Here is a 20599-nt window from a genome sequence, read left to right on the forward strand (position 1 = left end):
TTCCTAATAGATCTACTTGTCGTCAAAAATTTGGCTAATGGAAGTTTCAAATTTAGGGAAATACTTACTTGCTTCCAATTCAATCATATCATATTCAGCAATTTCATTTTGATAGAAGGAATTGTGTGTCATGATTTCTAGTTAATTTTTTATTGTTTGATTTGGCGAGAATAATACTACCGGTTCTTGAATTTTTCGGTCAGATGCAGTAAAACATCTCTTTTATAGCGCATATTTAAAAATATAATGTGTTGTTGTAAGTGTTTTTAAGCTTCATTTAGCAATTCGGCAGGAGAAAAATGGCTGTAGCCTTCTCTACTTTAACTTAACCCTAATCATCTCACCACTTAACCTCTCATTTTAACCACTTATCTCAAAAGTCGATTTTTCTTTCATACTTTTTGTTAAACTGGTGGGGTAAAGAGGAGGAACTAAATATGATTTTACAAGCTAAACATTTGACTAAATGGTACGGCAATCATATGGCTGTTGACGATATTCAGTTAGAGTTTGAAAAAGGGAGTTTTAATGCTATTTTGGGTCCCAATGGTGCAGGAAAATCAACCACCATTTCCATGTTAATCGGTTTGAAAAAGCCGACACAAGGTCAGATTCGCTATGCGCCAAATACGAAAATCGGAGTTGTTTTTCAAGCTAGTGTACTGGATGAGATGTTGACGGTTAGGGAAAATCTCACGATTCGTGCTCAACAGTATAAGGAGATTGCAGCAAGTCGTGTGGATGATTTGATCCATCAACTGGGCTTGACTGCTTTCCAGAAACAACTATATGGGACTTTATCAGGTGGGCAAAAACGTCGGGTTGATATTGCGCGTGCTCTTCTTTCGCGACCAGATATTCTTTTCTTGGATGAACCAACGACAGGTCTTGATATTCAGACTCGCAAATCCATCTGGGAGCTACTGTATCGGCTACAAAAGGATGAAGGTATGACTATTATCTTAACGACTCATTATCTGGATGAAGCGGATGAAGCGGATCGGATCTATATTGTTGATCATGGGAAAGTGATTGCGCAAGGTTCTGCGACTGCTATTAAAAGTCAGTATGCTTCTAATATCCTAAAAATTCGTTTTAAAGAAATGAAGGATTTAGAAAAGTTGTTACAGACTGGAATGACAGTAGAGGAAGAAAATGAGTTGGAATATCTTTTTTATCCAAGGACGTCACAGGAAGCCATTGAATATTTGGCAAAAGTTCGAGAAGAAATTGATTCTTTTGAGTTTCGTCCGGGCACTATGGATGATGCCTTTATTGCACTTACAGGAAGAGAGGTTCGCTAATGTTAGCTTTATTGAAACGGAATTTTATCTTATATTTTCGTAATCGTTCAGGAGTATTTTTCTCATTATTGGGGGCATTGATTTCCTTCCTGCTTTATATCATTTTTTTGCAGAAGAACTTGACGGATGCTTGGACCCAACTCCCTGATAATACGAAGCTTTTAAATAACTGGCTGATGGGTGGGACCTTGGCTGTGACTGGGATTACAACCAGTTTTACGGCTCTTACACAAATGGTACAGGATCGTGAAAATCAAGTGGATCAAGATCTCTTCTTGACAGATTTAGGTAGCTGGGGTTTACAGGTGTCCTATCTAATCAGTAGTATTGCCATCTCTTTTGTCATGCAGGTGTTTATGTTTGCTGTTATGAGCCTTTATTTTAAAGAGAGTCCAGTTATCAGTTATTTACCGGAAATTACTTTGATTATGCTGTTAAGCAGTCTGCTTTCAAGTGTGGTAAATATTCTTTTGATTTACCGTTTTCAATCTGTAGATAGTCTTGGCAAACTGGCAACTATAGTGGGGACTGCTTCTGGATTTTTGGTAGGAACTTATATCCCCATTGGAGTATTACCTGATTTTGCACAAATTATCATGAAGTGTACCCCTGCAACTTATATTGCTTCTCTCTATCGACAAATTTTAATGAAAGAGCGGTTAGAAACTGCATTTACAGGAAATAGCAGATTGTTAAAGGAATTTCAAGAAAAAATGGGAATCCAAATCAACTGGCAAGAACTATTGACAAAGGAAGAGACATACTTTATAGTGGTTATTATCAGTCTTGTCGCTATTTTTCTTTGGATTTTATTTGTTAAAGTGTTTAGCAAGAGAAAATAAAAGTATATTGGAGAGAAAATGAAGATTCGTTTTGAAATGAAGGCAGAGTTTTCAGAAAAGGACCCACATATTGTAATTCAGGCAGCTCAGTTAACCGACCAAGCGAGGGAAGTCATGGAGTATTTAGAACAATTTTCAACAACCAATCAGGTGGTCATTCCTATTCGAACGGATGATCATCTGGTTATGGTGAAAATTGAGGATCTTATTTTAGCAGATATCGATAAGAACTTGTTGACCATTTATACGGTAGACGGGATTTATAAAACTAAGGAAACATTGACAAACTTTCAGAATAGGATTAACCGACGGAACTTTATACAGATATCACGCCATTCAATTATAAACATTGACCACTTAGAATCGTTATCAGATAGTTTTTCAGGGAACATGATGGCTAAAATGACTCGGGGCATCAAATCTAGTGTGAGTCGGAAATACGTTAAGTCCTTAATGAATTATCTAGGTTTATAGGAGAAAATCATGAAACGATTAATTGATTATTTTGTATCGGGAATGCGTACGGCTTCCTTCTTTTATTTGAGTATGATGTTATTAGCTCAGTGTTATCCAGGTATTACCTATCCTGAACCAATGATAAAAAATATTCTAGCTCTGTTTTTAATGGGTGGAATTATGGGGGTATTGACTTTAATACTTGAAAAGCTAGAGTTTCTTGCTTTTAGTATACGTGTAGGAGTTCATTTATTAGTGACAGCTACTATTTTAGTATTGACCTCTCTATTTTTGGGCTGGGGTTCAGCCTTGTGGAGTCCCTTGCTTTGGTTCTTTTTCTTGTTAATTTATGGATTGATATGGTTGTATCAAATCTGGAAAAATCACAAACTCACCCAACGAATTAATCAAGCCTTAGAGGATAAAAGACAGAAAACGGGTCACTAATATAGTGTTGAGGATGAAGTTTGAAGACAGTGCCAGTTTCCAAAGAGAACAATTTGTGATATAGTATTTTCAGCGTAAAACAAGGAGAAGAAAGATGCCAGTAAACGAATATGGTCAAATGGTTGGGGAGTCAATGGAAGGTTATACACCAGGTGAATTGCCTTCTATTGATTTCTTAGAAGGGCGTTATGCTCGGATAGAGGCTCTCTCGGTAGAAAAACATGCGGAGGATTTGCTAGCTGTTTATGGCCTGGATACTCCTCGGGAGATGTGGACCTACCTTTTTCAGGAGCCAGTAGCAGATATGGAGGAGTTGGTTAGCCTTTTAAATCAGATGTTGGCTCGTAAGGACCGTTTTTACTATGCAATCATAGACAAGGCAACTGGTAAGGCCTTGGGAACTTTTTCTCTCATGCGCATTGACCAGAATAACCGAGTAATAGAAGTGGGAGCTGTCACTTTTTCTCCAGAGCTCAGGGGGACACGGATAGGAACCGAAGCCCAGTATCTCTTAGCTTGCTATGTCTTTGAGGAGCTGAACTATCGTCGCTATGAGTGGAAATGCGATGCTCTTAACCTGCCATCAAGACGAGCTGCGGAGCGTTTGGGATTTGTCTACGAAGGAACCTTCCGTCAGGCAGTGGTTTATAAGGAACGTACGAGGGATACGGATTGGTTGTCTATGATTGATAAGGACTGGCCCAAAGTCAAAGATCGTTTGGAAACATGGTTGGCTCCTGAAAACTTTGATAAAAATGGGCAACAATACAAGAGTTTGAGAGAATTCTAAGAGGTGTTGAGATGATTACTATTAAAAAGCAAGAAATTGTCAAGCTAGAGGATGTTTTGCATCTCTATCAGGCTGTCGGTTGGACAAATTATACCCATCAACCAGAGATGCTGGAGCAGGCCTTATCTCATTCATTAGCGATTTATGTGGCACTTGATGGCGATGCTGTGGTGGGCCTGATTCGTTTGGTTGGAGATGGATTCTCATCAGTATTGGTTCAGGATTTAATTGTTTTACCAATCTATCAGCGTCAAGGGATAGGTAGTGCTTTGATGAAAGAGGCTTTAGAGGATTACAAAGATGCCTATCAAGTCCAGCTGGTGACAGAACAGACAGAAAGAACCTTGGAATTCTATCGTTCTATGGGCTTTGAAATCTTATCCACTTATAATTGTATAGGAATGACTTGGTTGAATCGAGAAAAATAACAAAACTTATTTTTATTAAGCAAAGTTTAAGGATGGTCTAGTATCATATAGTCATTAAATAAAGACCTCTAACTTTATTTAATGAAATCCTAAAACTTTTTTCATCATAATCTCCCTTAACTCCACCCAATCAGGTGGAGTTTTTTGGCTCTATTTCAGGCTTTTGGGGACTATTCTAAAAATCATTTTTCGATATTTTTCGATATTTTTCGGATTTTGGTCGGGGAATTGGCGGGGACTTTTTGAGATTTTGTCGGGGATTTTTTAGCGAATATGACTAAGAAATAGGTCTGTTGTCACTTCAGCTACTTCAACCTCACTTTGAATGTAAGTGACTGTTAATTGAAGGACTAGAACTACTGTAATAATGTTCTTGGTTGTCAAGGAGTGAGTCATCATATTGTTGTACAGCGGTTAAAACTTGAAAAGCCGAGGATATAAACCTTTGACAAAATTTTTGAACTGTGGGATAATAAAAAGGAATTGAGTACTAGTTCTATATCATAGGCTAGAAAAGACCCCAAGCTAACTTCCATATTAAGCTTAGGGTCTTTTTTGACACTATCTATCTTTGTTTAGCTATTTATCGACTAAGCGAAGGATGACACCGACCACAATTGGTCCGATGATAGTTTTGAGTACTAATTCCATCATGGGCTATCTTACCTCCTTTCGTAGGCGGTGTAGCAGTGCCGTATAATATTATACCACATAAGTGCTAAACTCAGGAGTCACCCAATCGGGTGGCTTTTTTGTTTGTGGCTTGGTTTTTTGATATAATAGAGCCATGAGTAGAATTTTAGATAATGAGATAATGGGGGATGAGGAGTTGGTAGAACGCACGCTCCGTCCTCAGTACTTACGTGAATATATTGGACAGGATAAGGTCAAGGACCAGCTCCAAATCTTTATCGAAGCTGCCAAAATGAGAGATGAAGCGCTGGATCATGTCCTCTTATTTGGACCTCCAGGTCTGGGGAAAACGACCATGGCTTTTGTTATTGCCAATGAATTGGGAGTAAATCTCAAGCAGACTTCGGGTCCAGTCATTGAAAAAGCCGGTGATCTGGTAGCGATTTTGAATGACTTAGAGCCTGGGGATGTCCTTTTTATTGATGAGATTCATCGCTTGCCCATGTCTGTGGAAGAGGTGCTTTATAGTGCCATGGAGGACTTCTACATTGACATCATGATTGGGGCTGGTGAAGGCAGTCGCAGTGTTCATTTGGAGTTGCCACCTTTCACTTTGATTGGTGCGACGACTCGGGCTGGTATGCTCTCAAATCCGCTACGGGCACGTTTTGGAATTACAGGTCACATGGAGTATTATGCCCATGCTGACTTGACGGAAATTGTTGAGCGGACGGCAGATATTTTTGAGATGGAAATCACTCATGAGGCAGCATCCGAGCTGGCCTTGCGTAGTCGAGGAACCCCTCGTATTGCCAATCGTCTCCTCAAGCGCGTGCGCGATTTTGCCCAGATAATGGGGAATGGGGTTATCGATGATGTTATTACCGATAAGGCTCTGACCATGCTGGATGTTGACCATGAAGGTTTGGACTATGTGGATCAAAAAATCCTTCGCACCATGATTGAGATGTACGGTGGTGGCCCTGTCGGATTAGGAACTCTTTCTGTTAACATAGCAGAAGAGCGTGAGACAGTTGAAGACATGTATGAGCCCTACTTGATTCAAAAAGGCTTTATCATGCGGACACGGTCTGGACGGGTGGCGACTGCTAAGGCATATGATCACTTAGGTTATGAATACAATGAAAAATAAGCAAGAAATTCTAGAGGCTTTTAGAAAAAATCCAGATATGATGGCTATTCTGACGATTATACGAGACCTTGGTTTGAAAGATTCTTGGTTGGCAGCAGGTTCTGTCAGGAATTTCATCTGGAATCTCTTGTCAGATAAATCCCCTTTTGACTGTGAAACAGATGTAGATGTGATTTTCTTTAATCCAGATATTTCTTATGAGGAAACCTTATTACTGGAGAAAAAGCTACGAGAGGATTTTCCTCAGTACCAATGGGAGTTGAAAAATCAGGTCTATATGCATCAGCATAGCCCTTATACTGCTCCCTATACCAGTTCCCGTGATGCTATGAGTAAGTATCCAGAACGGTGTACGGCTGTTGGACTACGCTTGAATGAAGAATCCGATTTTGAACTCTATGCACCTTATGGTTTGGAGGATATTTTGAATTTTCAAGTTCGTCCAACTCCTCATTTTTTAGAGAATGAAGACCGAATGGAACTTTATCAAACACGTCTATCCAAGAAAAATTGGCAGGAAAAATGGAAAAATTTGATTTTTAAAAATCCTTAAGGAAACTTTAAGCTAGGAAGTGTATACTAAGTCCATAAGTTAAGAAGACCTTAACTTAAACTCCTAAAACTTTTTCATAATAATCTCCCTATAAAAAATAAAGTCGCCCAATCAGGCGGCTTATTTTTTTGGAAATGGGCTTTGTGCCTGAGAATAATACTCAATGAAAATCAAAGAGCAAACTAGGAAGCTAACCGCAGGTTGCTCAAAACACTGTTTTGAGGTTGCAGATAGAGCTGACGTGGTTTGAATTTGATTTTCGAAGAGTATAAATAGCTTAGTGATAGAAGAAAATAGGGAAATATGGTATAATGAAACGATAGATTTTTGAATAGGAATAAGATCATGTTTGGATTTTTTAAGAAAGATAAGGATGTGGAAGTAGAGGTTCCGACACAGGTTCCTGCTCATATCGGCATCATCATGGATGGCAATGGCCGTTGGGCTAAAAAACGTATGCAACCGCGAGTTTTTGGACACAAGGCGGGCATGGAAGCATTGCAAACTGTGACCAAGGCAGCCAACAAACTAGGCGTTAAGGTTATTACAGTTTATGCTTTTTCTACGGAAAATTGGACCCGTCCAGATCAGGAAGTCAAGTTTATCATGAACTTGCCAGTAGAGTTTTATGATAATTATGTCCCGGAATTGCATGCGAATAATGTTAAGATTCAAATGATTGGGGAAACAGACCGCCTGCCTAAGCAAACCTTTGAAGCTCTAACTAAAGCTGAAGAATTGACTAAGAACAACACAGGATTAATTCTTAATTTTGCCCTCAACTATGGTGGACGTGCTGAGATTACACAGGCTCTTAAGTTGATTTCCCAGGATGTGTTAGATGCCAAAATCAACCCAGGTGACATCACAGAGGAATTGATTGGTAACTATCTCTTTACTCAGCATTTGCCTAAGGATGTACGAGATCCAGACTTGATTATCCGTACTAGTGGAGAATTACGTTTGAGCAATTTTCTTCCATGGCAGGGAGCCTATAGTGAGCTCTATTTTACAGATACCTTGTGGCCTGATTTTGACGAGGCAGCCTTGCAGGAAGCCATTCTTGCCTACAATCGTCGTCATCGCCGATTTGGAGGAGTTTAGGAGGAAATATGACACAGGATTTACAGAAAAGAACCTTGTTTGCAGGGATTGCCCTGGCTATTTTCCTACCAATTTTAATGATTGGGGGACTCTTGCTGCAGATAGCAATTGGAATCATAGCCATGCTAGCCATGCATGAACTTTTGAAGATGAGAGGTCTAGAGACCATGACTATAGAGGGTCTCTTAACCCTCTTTGCAACCTTTGCCTTGACCATTCCCTTGGAGAATTACCTGACTTTTTTGCCAGTTGATGGGAATGTGGTTGCTTATAGTGTGTTGATTTCAATCATGTTAGGAACGACTGTTTTTAGCAGGTCCTATACGATTGAGGACGCTGTTTTCCCTCTTGCTATGAGTTTCTATGTAGGCTTTGGATTTAATGCTCTATTAGATGCTAGAATTGCAGGGTTAGATAAGGCACTATTAGCCTTGTGTATCGTCTGGGCGACAGACAGTGGTGCCTATCTTGTTGGGATGAACTATGGTAAACGAAAGTTAGCTCCGACAGTTTCTCCAAATAAAACCTTTGAGGGTGCCTTGGGTGGTATTTTAGGTGCGATTTTAGTAACTATTATCTTTATGATAGTTGACAGTACAGTTGCTCTTCCGTATGGAATTTACAAGATGTCAGTCTTTGCTATTTTCTTTAGCATTGCTGGACAATTTGGTGATTTATTAGAAAGTTCGATCAAGCGTCACTTTGGTGTCAAGGATTCTGGGAAATTTATTCCTGGACATGGTGGTGTTTTGGATCGTTTTGATAGTATGTTGCTTGTATTTCCAATTATGCACTTGTTTGGACTCTTTTAATCAAAAGACGGAGGAAATACTATGCTCGGAATTTTAACCTTTATTCTGGTTTTTGGGATTATTGTAGTGGTGCACGAGTTCGGACACTTCTACTTTGCCAAGAAATCAGGGATTCTAGTGCGTGAATTTGCCATTGGCATGGGACCCAAGATCTTTGCTCATATTGGCAAGGATGGAACTGCATATACCATTCGCATCTTGCCTCTGGGAGGCTACGTTCGCATGGCCGGTTGGGGTGATGATACAACTGAAATCAAGACAGGAACTCCTGTCAGTTTGACGCTTACTGATGATGGTAAAGTTAAACGCATCAATCTCTCAGGTAAAAAATTAGATCAAACAGCTCTCCCTATGCAGGTGACACAGTTTGATTTTGAAGACAAGCTCTTTATCAAAGGATTGGTTCTGGAAGAAGAAAAAACATTTGCAGTGGATCACGATGCAACAGTTGTAGAAGCAGATGGAACTGAGGTTCGGATTGCTCCCTTGGATGTTCAATATCAAAATGCAACTATCTGGGGAAAACTGATTACCAACTTTGCAGGTCCTATGAACAACTTTATCTTAGGTGTCGTTGTTTTTTGGATTTTAATCTTTATGCAGGGTGGTGTCAGAGATGTAGCTACCAACCAGTTTCATGTCATGCCCCAAGGGGCTTTGGCTAAGGTGGGAGTACCAGAAACGGCACAAATTACCAAGATTGGCTCACATGAGGTTAGCAACTGGGAAAGCTTGATTCAGGCTGTGGAATCAGAAACCAAAGATAAGACGGCCCCGACCTTGGATGTGACTATTTCTGAAAAGGGGAGTGACAAACAAGTCACTGTTACTCCGGAAGAAAGTCAAGGTCGTTACCTTCTAGGTGTTCAACCGGGAATTAAGACGGACTTTCTATCCATGTTTGTAGGTGGATTTACAACTGCAACTGACTCGGCTCTCCGAATTCTATCGGCTCTGAAAAATCTGATTTTCCAACCGGATTTGAACAAGCTAGGTGGACCCGTTGCCATTTTTAAGGCAAGTAGTGATGCTGCTAAAAATGGAATTGAAAATGTCTTGTACTTCTTGGCAATGATTTCCATCAATATCGGGATTTTTAACCTTATTCCGATTCCAGCACTGGATGGTGGTAAGATTGTGCTCAATATCCTGGAAGCCATCCGCCGCAAACCATTGAAACAAGAAATTGAAACCTATGTCACCTTGGCCGGAGTGGTCATCATGGTTGTCTTGATGATTGCTGTGACTTGGAATGACATCATGCGACTCTTTTTTAGATAATCGAGGAATATTATGAAACAAAGTAAAATGCCTATCCCAACGCTTCGCGAAATGCCAAGCGATGCTCAAGTTATCAGCCATGCTCTTATGTTGCGAGCTGGTTATGTTCGTCAAGTATCTGCAGGTGTTTATTCTTACCTACCACTTGCTAATCGTGTGATTGAAAAAGCTAAAAATATCATGCGCCAAGAATTTGATAAGATTGGTGCCGTTGAGATGTTGGCTCCTGCCCTCCTCAGTGCAGAATTGTGGCGCGAATCAGGTCGTTACGAAACTTATGGTGAAGACCTTTACAAACTAAAAAATCGTGAAAAATCAGACTTTATCCTAGGTCCAACTCACGAAGAAACCTTTACAGCTATTGTCCGTGATTCTGTTAAGTCTTACAAGCAATTGCCACTCAACCTTTACCAAATCCAACCTAAGTATCGTGATGAAAAACGCCCACGTAATGGACTTCTTCGTACACGTGAGTTCATCATGAAGGATGCTTACAGCTTTCACGCTAACTATGATAGCTTGGACAGTGTTTATGATGAGTACAAAGCTGCTTATGAGCGTATTTTCACTCGTAGTGGTTTAGATTTCAAGGCAATTATTGGTGACGGTGGAGCTATGGGTGGTAAGGACAGCCAAGAATTTATGGCCATTACACCTGCTCGTACAGACCTTGACCGCTGGGTCGTCTTGGACAAGTCAGTTGCTTCATTTGATGAGATTCCTGCAGAAGTGCAAGAAGAAATCAAGGCAGAATTGCTCAAATGGATGGTCTCTGGTGAAGATACCATTGCTTACTCAAGTGAATCTAGCTATGCGGCCAACTTGGAAATGGCAACAAACGAGTACAAACCAAGCAACCGTGTTGTCGCTGAAGAAGAAGTGACTCGTGTGGCAACTCCAGATGTTAAATCAATCGATGAAGTTGCAGCCTTCCTCAATGTTCCAGAAGAACAAACGATCAAAACCCTCTTCTACATGGCAGATGGTGAACTTGTTGCGGCCCTTCTAGTTGGAAATGACCAACTCAACGAAGTTAAGTTGAAAAACCATTTGGGAGCAGATTTCTTTGACGTTGCTAGCGAAGAAGAAGTGGCGAATCTTGTTCAAGCAGGGTTCGGTTCACTTGGACCAGTTGGTTTGCCAGAGAATATTAAAATTATTGCAGATCGTAAGGTGCAAGATGTTCGCAATGCAGTTGTTGGTGCTAACGAAGATGGCTACCACTTGACTGGTGTGAACCCAGGTCGTGATTTTACTGCAGAATATGTGGATATCCGTGAAGTTCGTGAGGGGGAAATTTCTCCAGACGGACAAGGTGTTCTTAACTTTGCGCGTGGTATCGAAATTGGTCACATCTTCAAACTCGGCACTCGCTATTCAGCAAGCATGGGAGCAGATGTTTTGGATGAAAATGGCCGCGCTGTGCCAATTATCATGGGATGTTACGGTATCGGTGTCAGCCGTCTCCTTTCAGCAGTGATGGAGCAACACGCTCGCCTCTTTGTTAACAAAACGCCAAAAGGTGAATACCGTTACGCTTGGGGAATCAACTTCCCTAAAGAGTTGGCACCATTTGATGTGCACTTGATAACTGTCAATGTCAAGGATGATGAAGCGCAAGCCTTGACAGAAAAACTTGAAGCAAGCTTGATGGGAGCTGGTTACGAAGTCTTGACAGATGACCGTAACGAACGTGTCGGTGTTAAATTCAGCGATAGTGACTTGATTGGGTTGCCAATCCGCATCACCGTTGGTAAAAAAGCGGCTGATGGTATCGTAGAAGTTAAGATTAAAGCGACTGGTGACACTATCGAAGTTCATGCAGATAATGTGCTTGAAACGCTTGAAATCCTCAGCAAGAAATAAAAACTATAATCAGAAGAAAAACAAGGAAAAAATGTAACTAGTTTTTACCTTGTTTTTTCTGTATAATGGGAAAAATGACTAGATAAAGAGGTAAATGTATGCTAAGATTTCCAAAGGATTTTGTCTGGGGATCCTCCACTTCTGGACCACAAACAGAAGGGCGTGTAGCTGGTGATGGTAAGGGAGATAATCTCTGGGATTACTGGTACCAAGTGGAGCCAAATCGTTACTATAATGGGATTGGTCCAGATAAGACATCGACCTTTTATGCAAATTGGGAACAGGATATTGAGCTACTGTTAGAAACTGGTCACACGGCCTTTCGGACTTCTATTCAGTGGTCACGGATTTTTCCACAAGGCTGTGGAAAAGTCAACCCTCAAGGTGTGGATTTTTATCGTAAGGTCTTTGAGGCTATTAAGGCTAAGGGGATTCGTCTGTTAGTCAATCTTTATCATTTTGATTTGCCTTTTGCCCTTCAAGAGGATGGTGATGGTTGGGAAAATAAGGCGACTGTTTCAGCCTATGAAGACTATGCTCGTTTTTGTTTTGAGACTTATGGAGATTTAGTGGATCAATGGATTACCTTTAACGAGCCCATCGTTCCAGTAGAATTTGGATATTTTTACGATGCCCATTATCCACATAAGGTGGATGCAGAGGCAGCCGTTAAAGTAGCTTATCATACACAATTGGCCAGCAGTCGGGTGGTTAAGGCTTGTCATGAACTTTTGCCAGATTCCAAGATTGGGATTGTCTTAAACTTGACACCGGCTTATCCACGTAGCCAGCATCCTGCTGATGTCAAGGCAGCTCGCATTGCGGACCTCTTTCAGGCCCAATCTTTCTTAGATCCATCCGTTTTGGGTACTTATCCACAGGAGTTGGTAGAAATCTTACATGAATACGGTCTCTTGCCTGATGCTACAGAGGAGGAGTTGGATCTCATTCGTGACAATACGGTGGACTTCCTTGGTGTCAACTACTATCAACCTTTGCGTGTTATGGCGCCTCGATTTGCGAAGCATCCAGAGAGTCCACTCTTACCAGAACATTTTTATGAGCCTTATGTGATGCCTGGACGTAAAATCAATCCTCATCGTGGCTGGGAGATTTATGAGCAAGGGATTTATGACATTGCCCAAAATATCAAGGAAAATTATGGCAATATTGAGTGGATGTTGACAGAGAATGGTATGGGTGTTGAAGGGGAAGAAAAATTCCGTGAGAATGGAATGATTCAAGATGATTACCGTATTGACTTTGTAAAAGGTCATCTTCGCGAACTTCACCGTGCCATTGAAGACGGAGCCAATTGTAAGGGCTACTTGATTTGGACCTTTATCGATTGCTGGTCATGGCTCAATAGCTATAAAAATCGCTATGGCTTGGTCGAATTAGACTTGGAAACGCAAGAACGTCGTCTGAAGAAATCAGGGCACTGGTTCAAGGAATTAAGCGATAATAATGGATTTTAAAAAGGACTCTGACTGATTATCCTAATTGGTCAGAGTTTTTTTGCTTACAGGAGCATAATTTGAACTATACCAATTTTAACTCTTGACAAGTGAAAGAAACAAGTATATACTGTTTTTGCTGATTCTATAAAAGAGGAATTAGACTATACCAATTTTAAGGAGAAAGCACAGCTGGTCTGTGTCGTATATACTATGTGTGGAATTGTTGGTGTTGTTGGAAACACAAATGCAACTGATATTTTGATTCAAGGGCTTGAAAAGCTCGAATACCGTGGCTATGATTCTGCGGGGATTTTTGTCCTAGGTGGTGCTGAAAATCACCTAGTCAAGGCTGTCGGTCGTATCGCAGAATTATCTGCCAAGACAGCTGGTGTTGAGGGTACAACTGGTATCGGACATACTCGTTGGGCGACTCACGGGAAACCAACGGAAGACAATGCTCACCCACACCGCTCTGAGACAGAACGTTTTGTCTTGGTTCACAATGGAGTGATTGAGAACTACCTTGAAATCAAGGAAGAATACCTTGCAGGTCACCACTTCAAAGGGCAAACAGATACGGAAATAGCCGTTCATTTGATTGGAAAATTTGCGGAAGAAGATGGCTTGTCAGTTCTTGAAGCCTTCAAAAAAGCTCTTCACATCATTCGTGGTTCTTATGCTTTTGCCTTGGTTGACTCACAAGATCCAGAAGTCATCTACGTAGCGAAGAATAAATCACCACTTTTGATTGGTCTTGGGGAAGGATATAACATGGTCTGCTCAGATGCCATGGCTATGATTCGTGAGACCAACCAATACATGGAAATTCATGACCAAGAGTTGGTAATCGTCAAGGCGGATAGCGTGGAAGTTCAAGACTATGATGGTAATAGTCGTGAGCGTGCTAGTTACACTGCTGAACTTGACTTGTCTGATATCGGTAAGGGAACTTATCCTTACTACATGCTCAAGGAAATCGATGAGCAACCAACTGTTATGCGTAAACTCATCCAAGCCTACATAGATGAGGCTGGTCAAGTATTAGTAGACCCAGCTATTATCAAGGCTGTTCAAGACGCAGACCGTATCTACATCCTTGCAGCTGGGACATCTTACCACGCAGGATTTGCTTCTAAGAAAATGTTGGAAGAATTGACAGATACACCAGTTGAACTTGGAATCTCATCTGAGTGGGGCTACGGTATGCCACTTCTCAGCAAGAAACCACTTTTCATCTTTATCAGCCAGTCTGGTGAAACAGCGGATAGCCGCCAGGTTTTGGTCAAGGCTAATGAAATGGGAATCCCAAGCTTGACAGTGACAAACGTACCAGGTTCAACTCTTTCACGTGAAGCCAACCATACCATGCTCCTTCATGCAGGTCCTGAAATTGCCGTAGCATCAACAAAGGCTTATACAGCACAAATTGCAGCCCTTGCCTTCCTTGCAAAAGCAGTCGGAGAAGCAAATGGCAATGCTAAAGCGCAAGCCTTTGACCTGGTTCATGAGTTGTCAATCGTAGCTCAGTCTATCGAATCAACTCTTTCAGAGAAAGAAAACATTGAAGCCAAGGTTCGTGAGCTTCTTGAAACAACTCGCAATGCCTTTTATATTGGGCGTGGTCAAGATTACTACGTGGCTATGGAAGCAAGCCTTAAACTCAAAGAGATTTCTTACATCCAGTGTGAAGGTTTTGCAGCAGGAGAACTCAAGCACGGAACTATTGCCTTGATTGAAGAAGGAACGCCTGTTTTGGCTCTCTTGTCAGATCCAGTCCTTGCCAACCACACTCGTGGAAATATCCAAGAGGTGGCAGCCCGTGGTGCCAAAGTCCTAACTATCGCAGAAGAAAATGTTGCTAAAGAGACAGACGACATCGTTCTTACGACCGTCCACCCTTACCTCTCACCAATTTCAATGGTTGTGCCAACGCAATTGGTCGCCTACTTTGCAACCCTTCACCGTGGACTTGATGTGGACAAACCACGTAACCTTGCTAAATCAGTAACGGTAGAATAAGCTAAAAAGTCTAGTTATCTAGGCTTTTTCTTGTGAGCAAATCGATTGCTTGTACTCAAGATTTGTGTTATACTCTTCGAAAATCTCTTCAAACCACGTCAGCTTCCATCTGCAACCTCAAAACACTGTTTTGAGCAGACTGCGGCTAGCTTCCTAGTTTGCTCTTTGATTTTCATTGAGTATTAGAGTGATTTTTCAAATTGAAGGACAGAAATAGATAGGGAGAATCACAATGGTAGAATTGGGAATTTCAACATTTGGGGAAACAACGGAGCTTGAAGGGACTGGGCAAATTTACAGTCATGCCGAACGTATTCGTCAGTTGGTGGCAGAGATTGAACTGGCTGACAAGGTTGGTTTGGATGTATATGGGATTGGTGAGCACCATCGAGCGGATTTTGCGATATCTGCGCCAGAGATTGTCCTGGCAGCTGGGGCAGTCAATACCAAGAAAATCCGTTTGACCAGTGCAGTCAGCATACTCTCGAGCATGGACCCGATTCGTTTGTTCCAACAGTATGCCACTATCGATGCTTTGTCAAATGGACGAGCGGAGATTATGGCTGGAAGGGGTTCTTTCACGGAATCTTTTCCCTTGTTTGGATATGATTTGAAAGACTACGAAGTTCTTTTTGATGAGAAATTAGACTTGCTTCAGTTAGTCAATGAAAAGACCAAGTTAGACTGGCAAGGTCGATTGACCCAAACAATCTCTGGAAAAGAAGTTTATCCTCGTCCAGTTCAGGACAAATTACCCTTGTGGATAGCGACAGGTGGTCATGTCGAATCAACAGTGAAGATTGCTCAGGCAGGCCTACCGATTGTCTATGCCATTATTGGTGGTAACCCTCGTTATTTTAAAAAGTTGATTCAGGCTTATCGTGAGATTGGGAGCGAAGCGGGCCATGCCAGTCATGAACTAAAGGTTGGGGCCCATTCTTGGAGTTGGATTGCTGAAGATGGCGAGCAGGCTGTAAAAGATTATTTCCATCCGACCAAGCAAGTGGTGGATGCTATTTCCAAAGACCGTCCGCACTGGCAGGAATTGCGTTATGAGCAATATTTGGAGCAAGTTGGGCCAAATGGTGCTATGTTTGTGGGCAATCCGGATCAGGTGTCGGAAAAATTGATTCGCATGATTGAAGACTTAGGTTTGGACCGCTTCATGCTCCATCTACCGCTTGGCTCCATGCCTCATGATCAAGTTCTAAGAGCTATTGAACTTTTCGGAACGCAAGTGGCTCCAAAAGTACGGACTTATTTTGCCATGAAAGAGGCTAAATAAAAAATCCTAATCAGGCTGATAAAAAATCTATATAACAACTATTTTAAAAAAGCAATAAACAGAAAAGAATCTCTGAAAAGCTAGTAAAATCAAGCTTTCCAGAGGTTTTTTCTCTATTGATATAAACAATCTCAATCAAGTCGATAGTCAATATATATTGGGAAAAGGTCAAAAGGAGTGGTAAGATGGTTTCAATCCAAATGGAAGGAGAAAAGTATGACAAGTAAAAGAGAGCTAGTTTTTAAAGCTATCCGAGGAGAAGAGGTGGAACGAGTTCCTGTAGGCTTTTGGTTTCATTTTGTAACACTGGAGGAAAAAGGGCAAGGTTTAAATAACCCACGTATCTTTCAAAAAAGTTTAGAGGGACATCGGAAGTACGTTGAAAGAATTCATCCTGATTTTGTCAAAATGATGAGTGACGGATTTTTCATTTATCCAAGTAATGTCTACAGTCCTTTGGTTTCAAGTATTCAGGAGCTGGCTTCTATTGAGTCAATTGGTGAAAATCATCCTTGGATTCAGCAACAAGTAGAAGTGGTACAAGCTATTCGAGCAACCTTCACTGAGGATATTGCTTCATTCTACAATATCTTTTCTCCGATTTCCTACTTGAAAAGGTGGTTTCGTACAGAGGCTTCTAGAGGTGATAAGGAGGTTGCTAATCTATTACTCGAAAATCCAGAGCTATTCAGGGAGATTTTAGATGTAATAGCTGAGGATATCGCAATCCTAACCAAGGCAATCATTCAGTATGGTGGAGCAGATGGGATTTACCTCAGTACACAAGAAATTCAGGATGAGCGCATCACACCAGAGTTGTACCAGACCTATATCGAGCCAAGCAACATAAAAGTTTTAGAAGCTGCTAAACAGGCAGGAGGGATAAATATCCTGCATATCTGCGGTTTCCAAGGTGCTAGTAATGATGTGACTATTTTCAAAGATTATCCAGCCCAGGTTTTCAATTGGGCAACCCACCATGAAGCAGTCAGTTTACCTCAAGGTCAGGAGCTATTTCATGGCAAAGCGGTCTTGGGTGGTTTTGAAAATGGGAAGGAGAGCCTGCTTTATGGAGGTAGTAAGGCTAAACTACAAGAGGAAACCAAACGCTTGTTAGCTGAGGCTGGGACTAGAGGGGTCCTTCTTGGAGCGGATTGCACGGTTCCAGATGACTTTGAATTAGAAAGATTGGACTGGATTCGTCAGGCTGCTATTTTAGAATAGGAGGGCCTTATGAAAAGAAAAAAGTGGCTATTGGTAGGGACGGCCCTCGGCTTTGTCATCTTACTTGCGATCAGTCTTACAAAGGGACTTACTTGTAAGGAAGGGCCAAGATGTCATGGAGTTCAGGATTTTCAGAAAGGAAGTCTTCACTTTATTCAAACCAATGATATTGCCAGTGTTTTATTAGTTGAAAAAGAAAGAAATGGAGAATAGAGATGTCAGAAAAAAGAGAATGGGTTTTAAAAGCATTTAGAGGAGAAGTAGTCGATCGTGTGCCAGTTGGTTTTTGGCACCACTTTACATCAGAAGAGGAATGGTTAAAGGGATTTTCAAATCCTGTGATTATTGAAAAGAATATACAAGGTCACAAACGTTTTATCCGTGACCTACATCCAGACTTTATCAAGTTGATGAGTGATGGCTATTTTGCTTATCCAAATCCAGTTATTGCCAAAGGAAAGTCACTTCAAGAGTTGTCGGAGATTCAACCTCTGGGTGAAGATCATCCGTGGATTAGAGAGCAGGTAGAATTAGTGAAGAAGATTAAGAGGGAGTTTACGGAGGACATTGTTGCTATTTACAATATTTTTGCGCCTGTGACCTACCTCAAATGGTTACTTGGAGAAGTGTCTGGTGGAGATGATCTCATTGCAGATTTCTTAGTTCAAGATTCTCAGAAATTGAAAAAAGTCCTTGATGTGATTGCGCAAGATATCGCTAGCTTGAGTCAAGCTATTATTAAAGATGCAGGAGCAGACGGTATCTATCTTAGTGTGCAAAGTATTCAGGATGCGCGTGTTTCTGTTGAAGACTATCAGGAGATTATTGCGCCGAGTGAACTGACTGTTTTAAATGCAGCTAAGTCGGTTGGTGGGGTAAATATCCTTCATATCTGTGGCTATGAAGGAGCCCGAAACGATATTCATATCTTTGCCGACTATCCAGCTCATGTTTTTAACTGGGCAGTTGGACCAGAAGGTATCAGCCTAAAAGAAGGTCGTGAGATTTTCAAGGGTCGTACTGTTTTGGGAGGATTTGAAAATGGAAAAGAGGGACTTCTCTATCGAGGCAGTAAGGAAGAAATTCAAGCTGAAACCAAACGCTTGATAGAAGAAACAGGTAAAGATGGCCTCATACTTGGAGCAGATTGTACCATTCCGAGCGATATTGCAGTGGAACGTATCCAGTGGGTGAGAGAAGCATTAGATAAATAAAGGAGAAGAATATGAGTAAGAAAACATGGATTATTGGTGGAGTTGCGGTTGTGGCAGTGCTTGGAGCAACGATTATTGGTAGAACTTTGGCGGGAGCATCTGCTAAAGGTGCAGATGCAGCTTCATCTGGACAAGTAACAACTTTAAAAGTTGCCCATACTCAAAACTATGTCCCTTATGATTTTATTGACGAAAAAGGGGAATCAGATGGTTATGAAGTCGCTGTTTTAAAGGCAGTTGATGAGAAGTTGGCAGATTATAAATTTGAGTATACTGGAACTAGTGATGATGATCTTTTGATTGGACTTGAGTCTGGCAAGTACGATATTGGGACAAAAGGTGCTTGGTATACAGATGAAAGGGCTAAAAAATTCATTATTCCATCTGAGCCAGTAGGAGCCAGCATTATTGGTTTTACTGTTAGAAAAGAAGATGAAGCTAGATATAAGAATATTGATGATTTCGCCAAAAATAAAGGAAAATTAGTACCAATCTCTCCTCAAAATGCTCAGTGGAATGTTATCAATAGTTATAATGACAAGCATAAGGATACACCGATTGAGTTGACAGCTGCTGAATCATTCAAGGTGGCAGATGCTTATGCTTGGGTTTTAGAAGGACGTTACGATGCCTTCTTTGATATCAAGTTGTCTTTTGAAAAAGCAGTGACAGCAGAGGATGGTTCTTACCACCAATACGCGGACAAGCTTAGCTGGTTCCCTTATAAAGGAATCCCAACCTATCCCTTGATTCACCGTGATGAAAAGGGTGAGAAGTTTGCTAAAGAGTATGAAAAAGCTATTAAAGAATTAAAAGAAGACGGTACTTTAGCTAAGCTTTCTCAAAAATACTTTAAAGAAGATGTTTTTAGCTACGTTGATAAAGATTAGATGAGCAATCAGGCATGTTATACTCTTCGAAAATCTCTTCAAACCGCGTCAACGTCGCCTTGCCGTAGGTATGGCTATTGACTTCGTCAGTTCTATCCGCAGGTTGCTTTTTGATTTTCATTGAGTATTAGAAAGAGGTTTATATGGTTTCATATGATTTTTCAAGAGTGTTCCAATTTTTACCAACCTTATCGCAGGCTCTTCCTATGACCTTGTCCATTCTCTTTTTTACTACAATCCTCGGTTCCCTTTTCGGTGGCTTACTGGCTTGGGCTCAAGTGGGAGAAGACAAGACTTTTGCAGTTCTTTCTAAGGGCTATATTTTCACTCTTCGCTGTACTCCCCCCATTGTCTTACTGTTTTTAGTTTTTTATGGTTTGCCTGAATTTTTAAAATGGTGGCTGAATTTAGATATCAACAACTGGTCTAAAACGGTCTTCGTCTTATTCACTATGGTCTTGCTATTTGCGGCTATCATTGCAGAAGTATTTAAGGCGTCCTATCAGGCAATCCCCAAAGGTCAGATGGAGGCTGGAGTCAGTATTGGTCTAACACCTAGTCAGACATTCTGGAGAATCATTTTTCCTCAGGCTTTTCAAGTAGCCCTTCCAAATATGACGACCGCTATTCTAAATTTGATGCGAGACGCTGCCCTAGCCTATACGATTGGTTTTGTGGATGTCATGGGAGCTGGGAATCTCTTAATCAGTCGCAATTTGGGGAATTACTCTCTTGAAACCTATACAGCGGTTGCCATTCTTTATTGGGGTGTAGCCTTGGCTGTTTCCTTCTTGAGTCGCTTGTTAGAAAAATCTTTGGAAACGAAAGGGAGATAGGA

The 20599-nt window shown here is 41.1% G+C and carries 21 protein-coding genes; 20 read left to right on the forward strand and 1 reads right to left on the reverse strand.

The window, feature by feature from the left end; translation table 11 throughout:
• Positions 1-437: 437 nt before the first annotated feature.
• The 6 genes from D8848_RS03710 to D8848_RS03735 all read left to right on the forward strand — a co-directional run bounded on the left by D8848_RS03710 (position 438) and on the right by D8848_RS03735 (position 4267).
• Complete coding sequence (locus D8848_RS03710; protein WP_125450648.1) at positions 438-1304, forward strand: ABC transporter ATP-binding protein; 867 nt, start codon at positions 438-440, stop codon at positions 1302-1304.
• Positions 1304-2146, forward strand: coding sequence for an ABC transporter permease (locus D8848_RS03715; RefSeq protein WP_125450649.1), 843 nt, complete (start codon positions 1304-1306; stop codon positions 2144-2146). The genes D8848_RS03710 and D8848_RS03715 overlap by 1 nt, the downstream gene beginning before the upstream one ends.
• A gap of 18 nt (positions 2147-2164) precedes the next feature.
• Positions 2165-2620 carry a LytTR family DNA-binding domain-containing protein gene (locus tag D8848_RS03720; RefSeq protein WP_000701930.1) on the forward strand — a complete coding sequence of 152 codons (456 nt, stop codon included), beginning with the start codon at positions 2165-2167 and terminating at the stop codon, positions 2618-2620.
• A gap of 9 nt (positions 2621-2629) precedes the next feature.
• Positions 2630-3049, forward strand: a complete 420-nt coding sequence (locus D8848_RS03725) for a DUF3021 domain-containing protein (RefSeq protein WP_020902698.1) — start codon at positions 2630-2632, stop codon at positions 3047-3049.
• A 94-nt stretch (positions 3050-3143) separates the two neighbouring features.
• A complete protein-coding gene (locus D8848_RS03730) occupies positions 3144-3839 on the forward strand; it encodes a GNAT family N-acetyltransferase (protein ID WP_125450650.1) in 696 nt (231 codons plus the stop codon).
• An 11-nt stretch (positions 3840-3850) separates the two neighbouring features.
• A complete protein-coding gene (locus tag D8848_RS03735) occupies positions 3851-4267 on the forward strand; it encodes a GNAT family N-acetyltransferase (protein WP_125450651.1) in 417 nt (138 codons plus the stop codon).
• A gap of 579 nt (positions 4268-4846) precedes the next feature.
• Here the strand turns inward: D8848_RS03735 and D8848_RS03740 are convergent.
• Positions 4847-4921, reverse strand: a complete 75-nt coding sequence (locus D8848_RS03740; protein ID WP_125443367.1) for a type I toxin-antitoxin system Fst family toxin — start codon at positions 4919-4921, stop codon at positions 4847-4849.
• 133 nt (positions 4922-5054) lie between these two features.
• Here D8848_RS03740 and ruvB point away from each other — a divergent pair, with 133 nt between their 5' ends.
• The 14 genes from ruvB to D8848_RS03815 all read left to right on the forward strand — a co-directional run bounded on the left by ruvB (position 5055) and on the right by D8848_RS03815 (position 20597).
• On the forward strand, positions 5055-6053 hold the full coding sequence (gene ruvB / locus D8848_RS03745) for a Holliday junction branch migration DNA helicase RuvB (RefSeq protein WP_125443323.1): 999 nt from the start codon (positions 5055-5057) through the stop codon (positions 6051-6053).
• A complete protein-coding gene (locus D8848_RS03750) occupies positions 6034-6606 on the forward strand; it encodes a nucleotidyltransferase family protein (protein WP_125443324.1) in 573 nt (190 codons plus the stop codon). The genes ruvB and D8848_RS03750 overlap by 20 nt, the downstream gene beginning before the upstream one ends.
• Positions 6607-6951: 345 nt before the next feature.
• Positions 6952-7710: an isoprenyl transferase gene (locus D8848_RS03760; RefSeq protein ID WP_125443325.1), complete on the forward strand. Its 759-nt coding sequence runs from the start codon at positions 6952-6954 to the stop codon at positions 7708-7710.
• Positions 7711-7718: 8 nt separating this feature from the next.
• Positions 7719-8522 carry a phosphatidate cytidylyltransferase gene (locus D8848_RS03765; protein ID WP_125443326.1) on the forward strand — a complete coding sequence of 268 codons (804 nt, stop codon included), beginning with the start codon at positions 7719-7721 and terminating at the stop codon, positions 8520-8522.
• 21 nt (positions 8523-8543) lie between these two features.
• Positions 8544-9803, forward strand: a complete 1260-nt coding sequence (gene rseP, locus D8848_RS03770; RefSeq protein ID WP_125443327.1) for an RIP metalloprotease RseP — start codon at positions 8544-8546, stop codon at positions 9801-9803.
• 12 nt (positions 9804-9815) lie between these two features.
• The gene (locus D8848_RS03775; protein WP_084950755.1) at positions 9816-11669 is read left to right on the forward strand and encodes a proline--tRNA ligase; all 1854 of its coding nucleotides are present in this window, start codon (positions 9816-9818) and stop codon (positions 11667-11669) included.
• 98 nt (positions 11670-11767) lie between these two features.
• Entirely contained in the window at positions 11768-13147 is a 1380-nt protein-coding gene (gene bglA, locus D8848_RS03780; protein ID WP_125443328.1) for a 6-phospho-beta-glucosidase, read from the forward strand.
• Between the two features lie 192 nt (positions 13148-13339).
• Positions 13340-15148, forward strand: a complete 1809-nt coding sequence (glmS, locus tag D8848_RS03785; RefSeq protein ID WP_125443329.1) for a glutamine--fructose-6-phosphate transaminase (isomerizing) — start codon at positions 13340-13342, stop codon at positions 15146-15148.
• Positions 15149-15380: 232 nt separating this feature from the next.
• The gene (locus D8848_RS03790) at positions 15381-16433 is read left to right on the forward strand and encodes an LLM class flavin-dependent oxidoreductase (protein WP_125443330.1); all 1053 of its coding nucleotides are present in this window, start codon (positions 15381-15383) and stop codon (positions 16431-16433) included.
• A gap of 216 nt (positions 16434-16649) precedes the next feature.
• Positions 16650-17657: a uroporphyrinogen decarboxylase family protein gene (locus tag D8848_RS03795; RefSeq protein WP_125443331.1), complete on the forward strand. Its 1008-nt coding sequence runs from the start codon at positions 16650-16652 to the stop codon at positions 17655-17657.
• Positions 17658-17666: 9 nt separating this feature from the next.
• A complete protein-coding gene (locus D8848_RS03800; protein WP_049501818.1) occupies positions 17667-17870 on the forward strand; it encodes a hypothetical protein in 204 nt (67 codons plus the stop codon).
• A 2-nt stretch (positions 17871-17872) separates the two neighbouring features.
• Positions 17873-18871: a uroporphyrinogen decarboxylase family protein gene (locus D8848_RS03805; RefSeq protein ID WP_125443332.1), complete on the forward strand. Its 999-nt coding sequence runs from the start codon at positions 17873-17875 to the stop codon at positions 18869-18871.
• An 11-nt stretch (positions 18872-18882) separates the two neighbouring features.
• Entirely contained in the window at positions 18883-19761 is an 879-nt protein-coding gene (locus D8848_RS03810) for a transporter substrate-binding domain-containing protein (RefSeq protein ID WP_125443333.1), read from the forward strand.
• 143 nt (positions 19762-19904) lie between these two features.
• Positions 19905-20597: an amino acid ABC transporter permease gene (locus D8848_RS03815; protein ID WP_125443334.1), complete on the forward strand. Its 693-nt coding sequence runs from the start codon at positions 19905-19907 to the stop codon at positions 20595-20597.
• The last annotated feature ends 2 nt before the right edge of the window (positions 20598-20599 follow it).

Source organism: Streptococcus mitis (genome assembly GCF_003942775.1).
Lineage (GTDB): Bacteria > Bacillota > Bacilli > Lactobacillales > Streptococcaceae > Streptococcus > Streptococcus mitis_CN.